Genomic DNA, 15,456 nt, shown 5'->3' with positions numbered 1-15,456 from the left:
ATCTGGGGCTTGCTCAGGCCGTAATAGCTGAACATGCCGCGCTGGGTGGTGATGAAGCTCAGGTCACCCTTGACGCCCTGCGCCTGCAGGCGCTCGACCAGCTTGGCGCGCATGGCCTTGATGCGGTTGCGCATCGCGGCCAGCTCTTCTTCCCACTGGGCCCGCAGGGCCGGGGTGCTCAGCACCGTGGCCACCACCTGGGCGCCGTGGGTCGGTGGGTTGGAGTAGTTGGTGCGGATGACGATCTTCAGCTGCGACAGGACCTTGGCGGTCTCTTCCTTGGTGTCGCACACCACGTTCAGCGCGCCCACGCGTTCGCCATAGAGCGAGAAGCTCTTGGAGAAGGAGGTGGCGACGAAGAAGCTCAGGCCGGCCTTGACGAATTGGCCGACGACCGCGCCGTCTTCGGCGATGCCGTCCCCAAAGCCCTGGTAGGCCATGTCCAGGAAGGCCACCAGGTTGCGGGCCTTCACCGCGGCGATGACCTGTTCCCACTGGGCGGGAGAGATGTCGTAGCCGGTCGGGTTGTGGCAGCAGGCGTGCAGCACCACCACCGTGCCGGCAGGCGCGGCGTTCAGGCAGGCCAGCATGCCGTCGAAGTCCACACCCTTCTTGGCGGCGTCGTAGTAGGGGTAGCTGTCGACTTCGAAGCCGGCATTGATGAACAGCGCGCGGTGGTTTTCCCAGCTGGGGTTGCTCACCAGCACCTTGGCGGCGGGGTTGAGCTTCTTCAGGAAGTCGGCGCCGACCTTCAGGCCGCCAGTGCCGCCCAGGGCCTGCACGGTGGCCACGCGGCCGGCGGCCAGCACCTCGCTGCCCTCACCGAAGACCAGGTTCTGCACGGCCTTGTCGTAGGCGGCGATGCCGTCGATGGGCACATAGCCCCGGGCGCGGGCGGCCTCGACCAGCTGGGTTTCGGCGGCCTTCACGCAGGCCAGCAGGGGCAGTTTGCCGTTCTCGTCGTAATAGACGCCCACGCCCAGGTTGACCTTGGCGGGGTTGGTGTCCGCGTTGAACTGTTCGTTCAGACCCAGGATGGGGTCGCGCGGGGCCATTTCGACGGCAGCGAAGAGCGACATGGAAAAGTCCTGTTCAGGAGAGGTGTGCGGTGACGGCGGACAGTCGGCGCTGATTCGGCGAATGCGCTACGCTGTCGGATTGCCCGGGCGACGGCTGTCGACCGGTGCCGGGATTTTACGCGTTCACCAAGGGAAGACCCCATGTCCGATGCCAGCGCCGTCACTGCTGCCCAGGCCGAGTCCGCCTCGGACGGGCCCGAGGGGCAGTTCGTCAGCTTTCCGGGCTCGCCCTTCCAGCTCTTCCAGCCCTATCCGCCGGCAGGGGATCAGCCCACGGCCATCGATCAGCTGGTGGAAGGCGTGGAGGACGGCCTGGCCTACCAGACGCTGCTGGGCGTGACGGGCTCGGGCAAGACCTACACCATGGCCAATGTGATCGCCCGCCTGGGGCGGCCGGCCATCGTCTTCGCGCCCAACAAGACGCTGGCGGCGCAGCTCTATAGCGAGTTCCGCGAGTTCTTCCCGAAGAACGCGGTGGAGTACTTCGTCAGCTACTACGACTACTACCAGCCCGAGGCCTACGTGCCGCAGCGCGACCTGTTCATCGAGAAGGACAGCGCGATCAACGAGCACATCGAGCAGATGCGGCTGTCGGCCACCAAGAGCGTGCTGGAGCGGCGCGACACCATCGTGGTCGCCTCGGTCAGCGCCATCTACGGCATCGGCAAGCCCGAGGACTACACACAGATGCGGCTGATCGTGCGGGTGGGCGACAAGGTGGGGCAGCGCGACCTGATCGCCCACCTGATCCGCATGCAGTACACCCGCAACGACATGGATTTCGGTCGCGGGACTTTCCGCGTGCGGGGCGACACCATCGATGTCTTCCCGGCCGAGCACTCCGAACTGGCGGTGCGCATCGAGCTGTTCGACGACGAGATTGACGGGCTGGCGTTGCTGGACCCGCTGACCGGCCAGGTGCGGCAGAAGATCCCGCGTTTCGTGATCTACCCGGCCAGCCATTACGTCACGCCGCGCGAGACGGTGCTGGCCGCCATCGAGGGCATCAAGGCCGAGCTGCGCGAGCGCCTGGACTTCTTCGTCAAGGAAGGCAAGCTGGTGGAGGCCCAGCGTCTGGAACAGCGCACCCGCTTTGACCTGGAGATGCTGCAGGAGGTGGGCCACTGCAAGGGCATCGAGAACTACTCACGCCACCTCTCCGGCGCCAAGCCGGGCGAGCCGCCGCCGACCATGGTGGATTACATGCCGCCCGACGCTGTGATGTTCCTGGACGAGAGCCATGTGCTGATCGGCCAGTTTGGCGGCATGTACAACGGTGACCGGGCCCGCAAGACCACGCTGGTGGAATATGGCTTTCGCCTGCCCAGCGCGCTGGACAACCGGCCGCTGAAGTTCGACGAGTTCGAGCGCCGCATGCGGCAGTGCGTCTTCGTCTCGGCCACGCCGGCCGACTATGAAAAGACCCATGCCGGTCAGGTGGTCGAGCAGGTGGTGCGGCCCACCGGCCTGGTGGATCCGCTGGTCGAGGTGCGGCCCGCCACCCACCAGGTGGACGACGTGCTGCAGGAGATCCGGATCACGGTGGACAAGGGCGAGCGGGTGCTGATCACCACGCTGACCAAGCGCATGGCCGAGCAGCTGACCGACTACCTGACCGAGAACGGCGTCAAGGTGCGCTACCTGCACTCGGACGTGGACACGGTGGAGCGGGTGGAGATCATCCGCGATCTGCGCCTGGGCACCTTCGACGTGCTGGTGGGCATCAACCTGCTGCGCGAGGGCCTGGACATCCCCGAGGTCAGCCTGGTGGCCATCCTGGATGCCGACAAGGAGGGCTTCCTGCGGGCCGAGCGCAGCCTGATCCAGACCATCGGCCGCGCCGCGCGGAACGTGAACGGACGGGCCATTCTCTATGCCGACCGCATCACCGAGTCGATGAAGAAGGCCATGGGCGAGACCGAGCGCCGACGTGCCAAGCAGGTGGCCTACAACGAGGCCCACGGCATCGTGCCACGCGGCATCCGCAAGCAGGTGCGCGAGATGATCGACGGCGTGGTGGTCGACAAATCGGGCCAGGATGATCTGCGGCTGGCCCAGCAGGCCGCCGAGGTCGAGGCCCTGTCCGAGAAGGACCTGTCCAAGCGCATCAAGGCATTGGAAAAGCAGATGCTCGAACACGCCCGCAATCTGGAGTTCGAGAAGGCGGCCCGGGTGCGCGACCAGCTGGCTCAGCTGCGCGAGCAGGCCTTCGGCGGCGGGCCGGTGCACGATGGCAATGTGGTGCCGTTTCCGGCCAAGGCCTGAAGCGGACACGCGATCGGAGAGAGGCCTGTGATCCGTGTTCTCTTCGTCTGCACCGGCAACATCTGCCGCTCGCCCACCGGCGAGGCTGTGTTGCGTCAGCAGGTCGCCCAACGGGGCTGGAGCCACCGCATCGAGGTGGATTCCGCCGGGGTGGCTGGCTACCACGTGGGCGAGCCGCCGGACCCCCGTTCGCAGACCCACGCCGCGCGCCGTGGCCTGGACCTGAGTGGCTTGCGAGCCCGACAGGTCGGATTGGCGGACTTCTCCCAATTCGACTGGCTGCTGGCGCTGGACCGCGGGCATCTGGCCGCGCTCAGGGCACAATGTCCGCCAGCGCTGCGATCGCGCGTCTGTCTGCTGATGGACTTCGCGCCCGATCACCCGCTGCGCGAGGTGCCCGACCCTTACTACGGGGGCGCCCAGGGTTTTGAGCAGGTGCTCGACATGATCGAGCTGGCTTGCCGGGGCTTTCTGGATCAGTTGTCCATGTCGGGCGTGTGACGAAGGGGCTGAAGCCGCCTTCCACGCTGGCGGCGATCTTGCTTTTCGCCTCCTGGAACTGCGCCTGCCAACGGGGCTGGGAACTTGTCGCCGTCAATCTCGACTAAAAGACTCGGCTTCGTATATAATCGACCAAAACACTCGGGATCCTCCGGGGGTTGACCCTTCCCCAGCTTGTGGGGGTCGGTGTGGCGAGGCCGCTGTTCTGCGGTGCTGCGGCATGGTGCGGTAGCCCGATCGCCAACCGAGTTGACAGGAGATTCACATGCGTCTGACCACCAAAGGCCGTTTCGCCGTCACGGCGATGATCGATCTGGCCCTGCGGTCCACCAATGGGCCGGTGGCGCTGGCTGCCATCAGTCAGCGTCAGCAGATCTCCCTGTCCTACCTGGAGCAGCTGTTCGGCAAGCTGCGCCGCCACGAGCTGGTGGAAAGCACCCGTGGCCCGGGTGGGGGTTATTCGCTGGGCCGCAAGGCCGAGGAAATCAGCGTGGCCGACATCATTGTGGCGGTGGACGAGCCCATCGACGCCACGGGCTGTGGTGGCAAGGAAAACTGCATGGGCGACGACATCGGTCGCTGCATGACCCATGAGCTCTGGGCCAACCTGAACGCCAAGATGATCGAGTACCTCGACTCGATCAACCTGCGCAAGCTGGTGGACGACCAATTGGCCAAGGGCGTGACCATCGAAGAGGCCCCCGTCAAGCGGGCCATCTCCTCGGTTCCCGTGGTCAAGCCGATCAAGGTCACGGCGCCGAACTCCGTGTTCGCCCTGGGCAACGCCTTTTCCAAGTAAGTCGACGGCGTCTTTCTCACTCTTTCACGCTGCTTGTTTCGTCAGGGCAGGGCGGCCGTCGGTGGGCGGGCCGTGGCTGCGCCATCAAGAAGACTCATCATGGACATGACCCCGCATTTCCCGATCTACATGGACTATGGCGCCACCACCCCGGTGGACCCCCGCGTGGTGGACGCCATGATTCCCTGGCTGCGGGAGCACTTCGGCAACCCCGCCTCGCGCAGCCATGCCTGGGGCTGGGAGGCGGAGGAAGCGGTGGAGAAGGCCCGCCAGCAGGTCGCAGACCTGATCGGCGCGGACCCGCGCGAGATCGTCTGGACCAGCGGCGCGACCGAGTCCGACAACCTGGCGCTGAAGGGCGCGGCCCACTTCTACCAGGACAAGGGCAAGCACCTCATCACCGTCAAGACCGAGCACAAGGCCATCCTGGACACCATGCGTGAGCTGGAGCGCCAGGGCTTCGAGGTGACCTACCTGGACGTGCAGGCCGATGGCCTGCTGGATCTGGAGGCTTTCAAGGCCGCCATCCGGCCCGACACCATCCTGGCGTCGGTGATGTTCGTGAACAACGAGATCGGCGTGATCCAGGACATCCCGGCCCTGGGCGCCATCTGCCGCGAGCGCGGCGTGCTCTTCCATGTGGATGCGGCCCAGGCCACCGGCAAGGTCGAGATCGACGTCAAGGCCCTGCCCATCGACCTGATGAGCCTGGCCTCGCACAAGAGCTATGGCCCCAAGGGCATCGGTGCGCTGTACGTGCGCCGCAAGCCCCGCGTGCGCCTGGAGGCCCAGATGCACGGCGGCGGCCATGAGCGCGGTCTGCGCTCGGGCACGCTGCCCACGCACCAGATCGTCGGCATGGGCGAGGCCTTCCGCATCGCCAAGGAAGAGATGGCCATTGAACTGCCGCGCATCCGTGCGCTGCACGAGCGCCTTGTCAAGGGCCTGACCGAGATCGAGCAGGTCTTCATCAACGGTGACCTGAGCCGCCGGGTGCCGCACAACCTGAACATCTCGTTCAACTACGTCGAGGGCGAGTCGCTGATCATGGGCGTCAAGGGCCTGGCGGTGTCCTCGGGTTCGGCCTGCACCTCGGCCAGCCTGGAGCCCAGCTACGTGCTGCGCGCCCTGGGCCGCAGCGATGAGCTGGCGCACTCGTCCCTGCGCATGACCATCGGCCGTTTCACGACCGAAGAAGAGATCGACTACGCCATTGCCACGCTGAAGGACCGTGTGGCCAAGCTGCGTGAGCTGTCTCCGCTGTGGGACATGTACCGCGACGGCATCGATCTGTCGACCATCCAGTGGAGCGCGCACTGAGCGCCGCGCCGTGAAGATCAGGAGTTAGCAACATGGCATACAGCGACAAGGTCATCGACCACTACGAACATCCCCGCAACGTGGGCAGCTTCGACAAGGGTGACGACACGGTGGGCACCGGCATGGTCGGCGCGCCGGCCTGCGGCGACGTGATGAAGCTGCAGATCAAGGTCAACCCCAGCACCGGCCTGATCGAGGATGCTCGCTTCAAGACCTACGGCTGCGGCTCGGCCATTGCCTCGAGCTCGCTGGTGACCGAGTGGGTCAAGGGCAAGACGCTGGACCAGGCGCTGGAGATCAAGAACACCCATATCGCCGAGGAACTGGCGCTGCCGCCAGTGAAGATCCACTGCTCCATCCTGGCCGAGGACGCCATCAAGGCCGCGGTCGACGACTACCGTGCCAAGGCTGGTAGCGCGGAGAAGGTGGACTGAAGCCATGTCTGTCACGCTCACCGAAGCCGCTGCCCGGCACGTCACCCGCTACCTGAGCCGCCGCGGCAAGGGGGTGGGGGTGCGTCTGGGTGTCAAGACCACCGGCTGCTCTGGCCTGGCCTACAAGCTGGAGTATGCCGATGAGGTCGCGCCCGAGGACATCGTCTTCGAGGGGCATGGCGTGAAGGTTCTCGTCGATCCCAAGAGCTTGCCCTACATCGATGGCACCGAGCTGGACTTCGTCCGTGAGGGGCTCAACGAAGGCTTCAAGTTCCACAATCCTCGCGAGAAGGACCGTTGCGGCTGCGGGGAGTCCTTCCGCATCTGAGTCTCTCCGTCGCCAGACGGGCTCAGGTTTCGCCGACAATGTCGGCCCCGGGTCATCGGCGCGGCGCCTTCTGGGCCGCGCTTTTTTGTTGTCTCTGCATGTCCATGTCTGCCGACTCCGCCCCCGTCATCCGTTCTGAGCGGGCCGACCGTCCCGAGGTCATGGCCTTGCTGGATGCGCTGGATGCCTATCTGGGCAGCCTGTATGCGCCGGAGGACAACCACATCCTCGATGTCGCGGCGCTGCTGGCGCCGGATGTCGACTTCCTGGTGGCCGAGCTCGAGGGGCGGCTGGTGGGCTGTGGCGCGACCCGCCGCATGCCGGGCGAGCCCGAGACCGGCGGACAAGCCTACGGGGAAATCAAGCGCATGTTCGTGCTGCCCGCGGCACGGGGCCGTCGCATCGCTGAGCAGGTGCTGGGCACCTTGGAGCGGCGTCTGCTGGCCGCGGGCCTGTCCCTTGCAACCCTGGAGACCGGACGCGACCAGCACGAGGCGATTCGTCTGTACGAGCGCTGTGGCTACACGCGTCGGGGACCGTTTGCCGGTTATCCGGACAACGGTTTGTCCGTGTTCTACGAAAAGCGACTCTCGGCATGAACCTGCAAGACGACGATTTCACCCTGTTCGGCCTGCCTCGGCAGTTCAAGCTGGACCGTGCGGCCCTGGATAAGCGCTGGCGTGAACTGCAAGCCCAGGTGCATCCCGACCGCTTTGCGGCCGAAGGGGCTGCTGCCCAGCGGGTGGCCATGCAATGGGCGGTGCGCGTGAATGAAGCCTACCGCCGGCTGAAGGATCCGCTGTCCCGGGGAGGCTATCTGTGCGAGCTCTCGGGTGCTGATGTGGGTGCGGAGAACAACACCGCCATGCCCGCCAGCTTCCTGATGCAGCAGATGGAATGGCGCGAGGCGCTGGACGATGCCGCGGGCCTGTCGGCTGTCGAGGCGCTGGACCGCCAGGTGGCCGCCGAAGAACAACACATGCTGGCCGAGCTGGAACGCCTGCTCGACCAGGCCCACGATGCCGCTGCGGCGGCACAACAGGTTCGCGCGCTGATGTTCGTGAACCGCTTCCGGGCCGACATCGACCGTCGACTGGAAGCCCTGGATTCCTGATTCCCTCATGGCACTGCTGCAGATCTCCGAGCCCGGCCAGGCGCCGGATCCCCACCAACGTCGCATCGCGATCGGCATCGACCTGGGGACCACCAATTCGCTGGTGGCCTCTTTGCGCCACGGCGTGGCCGAGTGCCTGCCGGACGGGCAGGGCCGGGTGATGCTGCCTTCGGTGGTGCGCTACCTCGATGGCAGCGGGCGCCAGATCGGCTGGGAGGCGGCCGCAGCACAGGCCGAGGACCCCGAGAACACCCTCGTGTCGGTCAAGCGCTTCATGGGACGGCGGCTGGCGGATGTGGCGGGTCGGGACAAGCTGCCCTACCAGTTCGTCGACCAGCCCGGCATGGTGGCCCTGCAGACCCGGCAGGGGCTGAAGACGCCGGTCGAGGTGTCGGCCGAGATTCTGGCCACCTTGCGCTTCCGGGCCGAGGACACCTTCAACGACGACATCTTCGGCGCAGTGATCACGGTGCCGGCCTATTTCGATGACGCCCAGCGCCAGGCCACCAAGGACGCTGCCCAGCTCGCCGGTCTGAACGTGCTGCGGCTGATCAACGAACCCACGGCCGCGGCGGTGGCTTACGGCCTGGACAACGGCTCGGAAGGCCTGTACGCGGTCTACGATCTGGGCGGCGGCACCTTCGACATCTCGCTGCTGCGCCTCGCGCGCGGGGTGTTCGAGGTGGTGGCCACCGGCGGCGATGCCGCGCTGGGGGGTGATGATTTCGACCATGCCCTGGCCGACTGGGCGGCCGAGGTCGCCGGCGTGCAGCCCCGGACCCCTCAGGACAAGCGGGGTCTGCTGGTGGCGGCACGGGCGGCCAAGGAGGCACTGACCGCCTCGGAGGTCGTCGAGTTGCGTGCCTCTGTGGCCGGGCAGTCCCTTGCCTTGTCTGTCAGCCGGGCCCAGTTCGACGCGCTGACCCGTCCGCTGATCGAGCGAACCCTGCAGGCCGTGCGTCGTGTGCTGCGGGATGCCCGTGTCACGCGAGACGAGGTCCAGGGCGTGGTGATGGTCGGTGGCTCGACCCGGGTGCCGGCGGTGCAGGCCGCGGTGGGGGAGTTCTTCAGCCGCCCACCCTTGACCAACCTGGATCCCGATCAGGTGGTGGCCTTGGGCGCTGCCATCCAGGCCAACGCCCTGGCCGGCAACGCCGTCGACGGCGAGCTCTTGCTGCTGGACGTGATTCCGCTGTCGTTGGGCCTGGAGACCATGGGCGGGCTGGTGGAGCGCGTGATCGAGCGCAACACCACCATTCCGGTGGCCAAGGCCCAGGACTTCACCACCTTCAAGGACGGTCAGACCGCGATGGCCATCCATGTGCTCCAGGGCGAGCGCGAGCTGGTGTCCGATTGCCGTTCCTTGGCCCGTTTCGAGCTGCGCGGCATCCCGCCGATGGCGGCCGGCGCTGCGCGCATCCGGGTCAGCTTCCAGGTCGATGCCGATGGCTTGCTCAGCGTTTCCGCGCGCGAGCAGACGTCTGGCGTGGAAGCGACCGTGCAGGTCAAGCCCAGCTATGGGCTGGCCGATGAAGAGATCGCCCGCATGCTGAAGGAAGGCTTTTCCAGTGCGGAAGCCGATATGCAGGCCCGAGCCTTGCGAGAAGCGCAGGTGGAGGCGGACCGCATGACCCTGGCCACCCAGGCGGCGCTGGCCGCCGATGGCGATCTGCTGACCGCCGACGAGAGGGCAGACATCGACAGCCTCGTGCAGACCTTGCAGCTTGCCAAGGCCGGCGATCAGCCGGAAGCCATCAACGCGGCCGTGGAGGCCTTGGCCAAGGGCACTGAAGCCTTTGCTGCGGCACGCATGAACCGCGGCATCCAGGCGGCCCTCACCGGGCGCCGTCTGGATGCGCTGTGACCTGAACTGTTCCCGGACCGACCATGCCGATCATCCATATCCTGCCGCACGCCAGCCTGTGTCCCGAGGGCGGTGACATCGAGGCCCCCACCGGCACCTCCATCTGTGAAGCGCTGCTCGACCACGGCATCGCCATCGAGCATGCCTGCGAAATGAGTTGTGCGTGCACGACCTGTCATGTGGTCGTGAAACAGGGCTATCGCTCGCTGGGGGAACCTGACGAGATCGAGGAGGATCTGCTGGACAAGGCCTGGGGCCTCACGCCGACATCGCGGCTGTCCTGTCAGGCGATTGTGGGAACCGAGGACGTGACCATCGAGATCCCGAAGTACACGATCAACCACGCCCGGGAAAATCACTGAGTCCCAATGAGAAACCCGCCGACCTTCCTGTAGGTGCGGCGGGTTTTTGAGGGAAGTGTTCAGTGGCTGGCGAACAACTGGAACGGCCAGCTCAAACGGCGGCGCTTGGGCAGTTCTTCCTCGGCCTCTCGTGCATCCAGCATTTCGCAGGTTTCCAGATGATTGAGCAGGCGCGTGACATCATGGGCCGAGGCACCGGTGCATTTCTGCAAGTGGTGTTCGGTCACGTAGCGCTGCGACAGCTCGCTCACCATGCGCCGGTAGGCGGTTCTGCGAAACTCAGCAGGCAAATCGGGCCAAGCCGTGATCTTGAATTCCTTCATGGTCCCAACGTCCTCGGAAGGGTGGGGCGCTTGTCACGCCCTCGTCGATGCACAACAAGTTGATTCTCACCATATTTGGTGACAATACGCCAGCCCCAGATCAAGCAAATTGCGAGATTTCGTGACACTGACCGCCTCCGCCCTGATTCTGGGCTTCGAATCTTCCTGTGATGAGACGGGTGTGGCGGTGGTGCGCTGTAGCCCTGCCGGCCTGCCGCAGCTGCTGGGGCAGGCCTTGCACAGCCAGATCCAGATGCACCAGGCCTATGGTGGGGTGGTGCCGGAACTGGCCTCGCGCGACCATGTGCGCCGGGCCATCCCGCTGGCCCGCGAGGCCCTGCGGGCCGCCCATGTCCCGCTGGAGTCGGTGGATGCGGTGGCCTACACCCAGGGGCCCGGGTTGGCGGGGGCCTTGCTTGTGGGCGCGGGTGTGGCCACCGCCTTGGCGGCCGCCCTGGGGCGGCCCACACTGCCGGTCCACCATCTGGAGGGGCATCTCTTGTCCCCCTTCCTGTCGGCCGATCCACCCGAGTTTCCCTTTGTGGCGCTGCTTGTCTCGGGAGGGCACACCCAGCTGATGCGGGTGGATGGGGTCGGGTCCTACCAGTTGTTGGGGGAGACCATCGACGATGCCGCCGGCGAGGCCTTCGACAAGTCAGCCAAGTTGTTGGGATTGGGTTATCCGGGCGGGCCCGCGTTGGCCCGTTTGGCCGAGGCGGGGCGGGCGGATGCCTACGAGTTGCCCCGGCCCTTGCTGCACCAGCCCAATCTCGACTTCTCCTTTGCGGGCTTGAAGACCGCCGTGATGACCACGCTGCAGAAGATGGGCCCCGAGCCATCCGAGGCGGCCCGGGCCGATCTGGCGGCGAGTGCGCAGGCGGCCATCGTCGATGTGCTGGTGCAGAAATCCATCAAGGCGATGAAGGCAACCGGCCTGAACCGCCTGGTGGTGGCCGGAGGGGTCAGCGCCAACCGGACACTGCGGGCCCGGTTGGATGCCGTCGCGGCGCGACGCCGCTGGCGGGTTCACTATCCAGAGTTGTCGCTGTGCACGGACAACGGCGCGATGATCGCGCTGGCGGCCGCCATGCGCTGGCAGGCCGGCCTGGCGCAGCCTTCCCGGGCCTACAGTTTCGAGGTGCGTCCTCGCTGGGACCTGGCCGAGGCCTGATCGACCCCGGCCTGCAGGGGCGTCAGTTGCTGCGGTACTGAAGGTGCATCTGGTCCATCCGCGCCACCTGGCCCGAGGTGAACTGCGTCATGCAGGCATCGGCGCATGTAGTCCATGAAGTTGGTGATCGGGTCGAGGCCGGTCTTGCGGCGGCAGCTGTCCCGCCCGGTGGGGCATCCATAGGCGGCCGGGCGCTCGGAAGGGGTGTCGCTGACTTGATCCCCCGAGGCGGTGCAGCCGCCCTGGAAGGTGTGGTACAGGCCCAGCCAGTGGCCGATCTCGTGTGCGCCGGTGTCGCCTTCGTCATAGGGTGCGCCGCCGCCCGGTGCGCTGCTGTACAGCACAACCACGCGTCCTGGGTCGGCGAGCGGCTGTAATCCGACGGGAAGGTGGCCCAGCCCAGCAGGCCGCCGCTCGGGTTGGCGGTGTAGGTAGAGGTTCAGCGTCTCGGCGCAGGGCCTTCTTGGCTTGGCTCTCTGCTGCGCTGCCGGGCGTCATGGCGAACCAGGCCGGGTTGGTCGTGCGATCCACGCCTGCGAGCTCAAACCGGAAGGCAGTGCTGGCATAGGCGGCGTTCAGCACCGTGATCTGGTCGTCGATCTGGCTCAGGGGGGGGCGTCGCCATTGGTGGCGCCGCTGCCCTGGTTGATCACGTGGATCCAGACCGGGATGCTCACCGAGCCAGGGTTGCGCGCCGTGGCCAGACCGCGGGCATGGCGGTCACACAGAAAGCCCATCAGGCGCTCGTCGATGCGGGTGCGCTCGCTGGGTTCGGGAGGTCACCGTCATGCCGCGGTGGCATCAGAATGTCGTCCGATGCGGCCTGGGCGCCGACCAGGCTTGCCAGCAGGCTGTGTTGCAACAGGTTCTTCAAGTAGGCCCACCTTCGGTGGGAAGGGCTCGTTCCGCTCCCGGTGGGCCTGATCGTTCAGGGAACGGGGCAGGGTCCATCCCCTGTCTGGAAGTGCACGGCGCGTCACCGGGTGGGTGGGCGCTGGTGGCTGGAGCAGATTTGGGCTAGAATGACAGATTCCGTCGGGATACGTTCTGGCGGAAATGCAAGAGCACGGCGCGGGTTGGTTTCACCTGCGACCGCAAGTCATCAACGGAAACCGCAAGCGTCCAGGTCTCCCCGCCAAGGGGTGGTCCGGGGGTGGCGGAATCCCAAACAAAGGAAATCGCCATGTCCGTGGCAGACCTCAACAAGGCCGACATCGTCAAGGCCCACGCCCGCAGCGCCGCCGATACCGGCTCCCCCGAAGTCCAGGTGGCCCTGCTGACCGCCCGCATCAACGAGCTGACCCCCCACTTCAAGACCCACGCCAAGGACCACCATGGCCGCCGCGGTCTGCTGAAGATGGTCAACCAGCGCAAGCGCCTGCTGGCCTACCTGAAGGGCAAGGATGCCGAGCGCTACACTGCACTGATCCAGAAGCTGGGCCTGCGCAAGTAAGCCAGGCATCGCTGGTCAAGAGCCTGTCTGGAGTTTCACCCAGCACAGGCTCTTTGTTTTTTCGGAGTGCATCCGGGTTCGGGGTACTGTCGTGTCATTCCAAAGTGGGGGCGTGTCCCTCACCCTGGAATGGCATACCGCCCGACACGGTGACTCCCGGTCCCACGGCGCCGCCGCAAGAGCGCCGCGTTCACCGGAGACATCCATGAGCATGTTCAACAAAGTCACCAAGACCTTCCAATGGGGCCAGCATCAGGTCACCATGGAAACCGGCGAGATCGCCCGCCAGTCCAGCGGTGCCGTGATCGTCAACATCGAAGACACCGTGGTGCTGGCCACCGTGGTGGCCAAGACCGAGCCCAAGCCGGGCCAGGACTTCTTCCCGCTGACGGTCGACTACATCGAGAAGACCTATGCCGCCGGCAAGATCCCGGGCAGCTTCTTCAAGCGTGAAGGCCGCCCCAGCGAGCTGGAGACCCTGACCAGCCGTCTGATCGACCGTCCCATCCGCCCGCTGTTCCCGGAAGGCTTCTTCAATGAAGTGCAGGTGGTGGTTCACGTGCTGAGCCTGAACCCCGAGGTGCAGGCCGACATCGCCGCCATGATCGCCACCTCGGCCGCGCTGGCCGTCTCCGGCATCCCGTTCAACGGCCCGATCGGCGCAGCCCGCGTGGGTTATGTCAATGGCGAATACGTGCTGAACCCGGGCAAGACCCAGCTGGCCGACTCCAAGCTGGATCTGGTCGTGGCGGGCACCGAAGCTGCCGTGCTGATGGTGGAATCCGAGGCCGACCAGTTGTCCGAAGACGTGATGCTGGGCGCCGTGGTGTTCGGTCATGACCAAGGCAAGGTGGCGATCAACGCCATCCACGAGCTGGTGCGTGACGCCGGCAAGCCGGTCTGGGACTGGAAGGCACCGGCCAAGGATGAGGCCTTCATCGCCAAGGTGACCGAACTGGCCGAGCCGCAGCTGCGCGCTGCTTATCAGATCCGCTCCAAGCAGGCCCGCACCCAGGCTTGCCGCGAGGCCTACGCCGCTGTCAAGGCTGCACTGACCGAACAGGGCCTGAGCTTCGACGGCGTCGAAGTCGACGGCCTGCTGTTCGAGATCGAGGCCCGCATCGTGCGCGGCCAGATCCTGGCCGGTGAGCCCCGCATCGACGGTCGCGACACCCGCACCGTGCGCCCGATCGAGATCCGCAACAGCGTGCTGCCGCGCGCCCACGGCTCGGCACTGTTCACCCGTGGCGAGACTCAGGCCCTGGTGGCCGCCACGCTGGGCACCGATCGTGACGCCCAGGTGATCGACGCACTGGCGGGCGAGTACAGCGAGCGCTTCATGCTGCACTACAACATGCCTCCGTTCGCCACCGGCGAAACCGGCCGCGTGGGCAGCCCCAAAGCGCGCGGAATCGGCCACGGCCGTCTGGCCAAGCGTGCCCTGGTGGCCTGTCTGCCGGACAGGAAGACTTCCCTACAGCATCCGTGGGGTCTCCGAGATCACCGAATCCAACGGCTCTTCGTCGATGCCCTCGGTCTGCGGTGGCTGTTTGGCGCTGATGGACGCCGGCGTGCCGATGAAGGCCCACGTGGCCGGCATCGCCATGGGCCTGATCAAGGAAGACAACCGCTTTGCGGTGCTGACCGACATCCTGGGCGACGAAGATCACCTGGGGGACATGGACTTCAAGGTGGCCGGCACCACGCAGGGCGTGACCGCGCTGCAGATGGACATCAAGATCCAGGGCATCACCAAGGAAATCATGCAGGTCGCCCTGGCCCAGGCCAAGGAAGCGCGCATGCACATCCTGGGCAAGATGGTGGAAGCCATGGGCGGCGCCAAGACCGAGGTCTCGCAGTTCGCTCCGCGCCTGTACACCATGAAGATCAACCCGGAGAAGATCCGTGACGTGATCGGCAAGGGTGGCGCCACCATCCGTGCGCTGACCGAGGAAACCGGCTGCACGATCGACATCGGCGAAGACGGCACCATCACCATCGCCTCGACCGACGCCGACAAGGCTGAGTTCGCCAAGAAGCGCATCACCGAGATCACCGCCGAGGCGGAAGTGGGCAAGGTCTACGAAGGCCCGGTCACCAAGATCCTGGACTTCGGCGCCCTGGTCAACATCCTGCCGGGCAAGGACGGTCTGCTGCACATCAGCCAGATCGCCCACCAGCGCGTCGAGAAGGTCGAGGACTTCCTGAAGGAAGGCCAGATCGTCAAGGTCAAGGTGCTGGAGACCGACGAGAAGGGCCGCATCAAGCTGTCCATGAAGGCACTGCAGGAGCGTCCGGAAGGCATGGAAGAGGAGCGCTACGAGCGTGCCCCGCGCGAGCGTGGTGATCGCGGTGACCGTGGCGAGCGCCGTGACCGTGGCGACCGCGGTGAGCGCAGCGAGCGTCCGCGTCGCGAGCGTGCCGAGCAGCAGCCGGCACCCGA

At 66.1% G+C, this 15,456-nt stretch carries 17 protein-coding genes and 1 pseudogene; 13 read left to right on the top strand and 5 right to left on the bottom strand.

Translation table 11 applies throughout. The features are described from left to right. Positions 1 to 1,079 (bottom strand): amino acid aminotransferase (locus I73_RS01635; protein WP_022979020.1); only part of this gene is annotated, 1,079 nt, incomplete at its 3' end. Between the two features lie 141 nt (positions 1,080 to 1,220). Between I73_RS01635 and uvrB the strand changes: the two genes are divergently transcribed. From uvrB to fdx, 10 genes are all read left to right on the top strand, one after another. Continuing rightward, positions 1,221 to 3,344 (top strand): excinuclease ABC subunit UvrB, encoded by a 2,124-nt coding sequence (uvrB, locus tag I73_RS01630; protein WP_022979019.1) that lies wholly within the window; start codon positions 1,221 to 1,223, stop codon positions 3,342 to 3,344. Between the two features lie 27 nt (positions 3,345 to 3,371). Next, positions 3,372 to 3,845, top strand: a complete 474-nt coding sequence (locus I73_RS01625; RefSeq protein WP_022979018.1) for a low molecular weight protein-tyrosine-phosphatase — start codon at positions 3,372 to 3,374, stop codon at positions 3,843 to 3,845. 265 nt (positions 3,846 to 4,110) lie between these two features. Beyond that, on the top strand, positions 4,111 to 4,644 hold the full coding sequence (iscR, locus tag I73_RS01620) for a Fe-S cluster assembly transcriptional regulator IscR (protein ID WP_022979017.1): 534 nt from the start codon (positions 4,111 to 4,113) through the stop codon (positions 4,642 to 4,644). A gap of 99 nt (positions 4,645 to 4,743) precedes the next feature. Next, positions 4,744 to 5,964, top strand: a complete 1,221-nt coding sequence (locus I73_RS01615) for an IscS subfamily cysteine desulfurase (RefSeq protein WP_022979016.1) — start codon at positions 4,744 to 4,746, stop codon at positions 5,962 to 5,964. Between the two features lie 32 nt (positions 5,965 to 5,996). Then, the gene (iscU, locus tag I73_RS01610; RefSeq protein ID WP_022979015.1) at positions 5,997 to 6,398 is read left to right on the top strand and encodes a Fe-S cluster assembly scaffold IscU; all 402 of its coding nucleotides are present in this window, start codon (positions 5,997 to 5,999) and stop codon (positions 6,396 to 6,398) included. 4 nt (positions 6,399 to 6,402) lie between these two features. Then, positions 6,403 to 6,726: an iron-sulfur cluster assembly protein IscA gene (gene iscA / locus I73_RS01605; RefSeq protein WP_022979014.1), complete on the top strand. Its 324-nt coding sequence runs from the start codon at positions 6,403 to 6,405 to the stop codon at positions 6,724 to 6,726. Between the two features lie 104 nt (positions 6,727 to 6,830). Beyond that, positions 6,831 to 7,325 (top strand): GNAT family N-acetyltransferase, encoded by a 495-nt coding sequence (locus tag I73_RS01600; protein WP_022979013.1) that lies wholly within the window; start codon positions 6,831 to 6,833, stop codon positions 7,323 to 7,325. Continuing rightward, the gene (gene hscB / locus I73_RS01595) at positions 7,322 to 7,840 is read left to right on the top strand and encodes a Fe-S protein assembly co-chaperone HscB (RefSeq protein ID WP_022979012.1); all 519 of its coding nucleotides are present in this window, start codon (positions 7,322 to 7,324) and stop codon (positions 7,838 to 7,840) included. The genes I73_RS01600 and hscB overlap by 4 nt, the downstream gene beginning before the upstream one ends. Positions 7,841 to 7,847: 7 nt before the next feature. After that, positions 7,848 to 9,704, top strand: a complete 1,857-nt coding sequence (gene hscA, locus I73_RS01590; protein ID WP_022979011.1) for a Fe-S protein assembly chaperone HscA — start codon at positions 7,848 to 7,850, stop codon at positions 9,702 to 9,704. Positions 9,705 to 9,727: 23 nt separating this feature from the next. Continuing rightward, positions 9,728 to 10,066: an ISC system 2Fe-2S type ferredoxin gene (gene fdx, locus I73_RS01585; RefSeq protein WP_022979010.1), complete on the top strand. Its 339-nt coding sequence runs from the start codon at positions 9,728 to 9,730 to the stop codon at positions 10,064 to 10,066. 59 nt (positions 10,067 to 10,125) lie between these two features. On the opposite strand, the gene I73_RS01580 is transcribed toward fdx, so the two are convergent. After that, entirely contained in the window at positions 10,126 to 10,389 is a 264-nt protein-coding gene (locus tag I73_RS01580; RefSeq protein WP_022979009.1) for a hypothetical protein, read from the bottom strand. A 127-nt stretch (positions 10,390 to 10,516) separates the two neighbouring features. Between I73_RS01580 and tsaD the strand changes: the two genes are divergently transcribed. Continuing rightward, positions 10,517 to 11,560 (top strand): tRNA (adenosine(37)-N6)-threonylcarbamoyltransferase complex transferase subunit TsaD, encoded by a 1,044-nt coding sequence (gene tsaD, locus I73_RS01575; protein ID WP_040499403.1) that lies wholly within the window; start codon positions 10,517 to 10,519, stop codon positions 11,558 to 11,560. Here the strand turns inward: tsaD and I73_RS33455 are convergent. From I73_RS33455 to I73_RS32965, 3 genes are all read right to left on the bottom strand, one after another. Continuing rightward, a complete protein-coding gene (locus I73_RS33455; RefSeq protein ID WP_051048904.1) occupies positions 11,515 to 11,904 on the bottom strand; it encodes a M43 family zinc metalloprotease in 390 nt (129 codons plus the stop codon). The two genes, tsaD and I73_RS33455, sit on opposite strands and share 46 nt — an antisense overlap. Before the next feature lie 261 nt (positions 11,905 to 12,165). After that, positions 12,166 to 12,297: a hypothetical protein gene (locus tag I73_RS34365; RefSeq protein WP_022979008.1), complete on the bottom strand. Its 132-nt coding sequence runs from the start codon at positions 12,295 to 12,297 to the stop codon at positions 12,166 to 12,168. Further along, positions 12,297 to 12,434: a hypothetical protein gene (locus I73_RS32965; protein WP_159105821.1), complete on the bottom strand. Its 138-nt coding sequence runs from the start codon at positions 12,432 to 12,434 to the stop codon at positions 12,297 to 12,299. The genes I73_RS34365 and I73_RS32965 overlap by 1 nt, the downstream gene beginning before the upstream one ends. Positions 12,435 to 12,743: 309 nt before the next feature. Between I73_RS32965 and rpsO the strand changes: the two genes are divergently transcribed. Next, positions 12,744 to 13,013: a 30S ribosomal protein S15 gene (rpsO, locus tag I73_RS01565; RefSeq protein WP_022979007.1), complete on the top strand. Its 270-nt coding sequence runs from the start codon at positions 12,744 to 12,746 to the stop codon at positions 13,011 to 13,013. 205 nt (positions 13,014 to 13,218) lie between these two features. Continuing rightward, a pseudogene (gene pnp / locus I73_RS25360) lies at positions 13,219 to 15,456 on the top strand (polyribonucleotide nucleotidyltransferase); the annotation flags it as partial.

It is taken from the genome of Ideonella sp. B508-1 (assembly GCF_000333615.1).
In the GTDB taxonomy this organism is placed as follows: domain Bacteria; phylum Pseudomonadota; class Gammaproteobacteria; order Burkholderiales; family Burkholderiaceae_C; genus Ideonella.
The sequence above is the reverse complement of the archived record's forward strand: the minus strand, read 5'-3'. Positions and strand labels throughout refer to the sequence as shown.

Coding starts and splice junctions, on each gene's coding strand:
- uvrB (WP_022979019.1), top strand. CDS start 1,221: ATGTCCGATGCCAGCGCCGTCACTGCTGCCCAGGCCGAGTCCGCCTCG.
- iscR (WP_022979017.1), top strand. CDS start 4,111: ATGCGTCTGACCACCAAAGGCCGTTTCGCCGTCACGGCGATGATCGAT.
- I73_RS01615 (WP_022979016.1), top strand. CDS start 4,744: ATGGACATGACCCCGCATTTCCCGATCTACATGGACTATGGCGCCACC.
- iscU (WP_022979015.1), top strand. CDS start 5,997: ATGGCATACAGCGACAAGGTCATCGACCACTACGAACATCCCCGCAAC.
- iscA (WP_022979014.1), top strand. CDS start 6,403: ATGTCTGTCACGCTCACCGAAGCCGCTGCCCGGCACGTCACCCGCTAC.
- I73_RS01600 (WP_022979013.1), top strand. CDS start 6,831: ATGTCTGCCGACTCCGCCCCCGTCATCCGTTCTGAGCGGGCCGACCGT.
- hscB (WP_022979012.1), top strand. CDS start 7,322: ATGAACCTGCAAGACGACGATTTCACCCTGTTCGGCCTGCCTCGGCAG.
- hscA (WP_022979011.1), top strand. CDS start 7,848: ATGGCACTGCTGCAGATCTCCGAGCCCGGCCAGGCGCCGGATCCCCAC.
- fdx (WP_022979010.1), top strand. CDS start 9,728: ATGCCGATCATCCATATCCTGCCGCACGCCAGCCTGTGTCCCGAGGGC.
- I73_RS01580 (WP_022979009.1), bottom strand. CDS start 10,389: ATGAAGGAATTCAAGATCACGGCTTGGCCCGATTTGCCTGCTGAGTTT.
- I73_RS34365 (WP_022979008.1), bottom strand. CDS start 12,297: ATGGGCTTTCTGTGTGACCGCCATGCCCGCGGTCTGGCCACGGCGCGC.
- rpsO (WP_022979007.1), top strand. CDS start 12,744: ATGTCCGTGGCAGACCTCAACAAGGCCGACATCGTCAAGGCCCACGCC.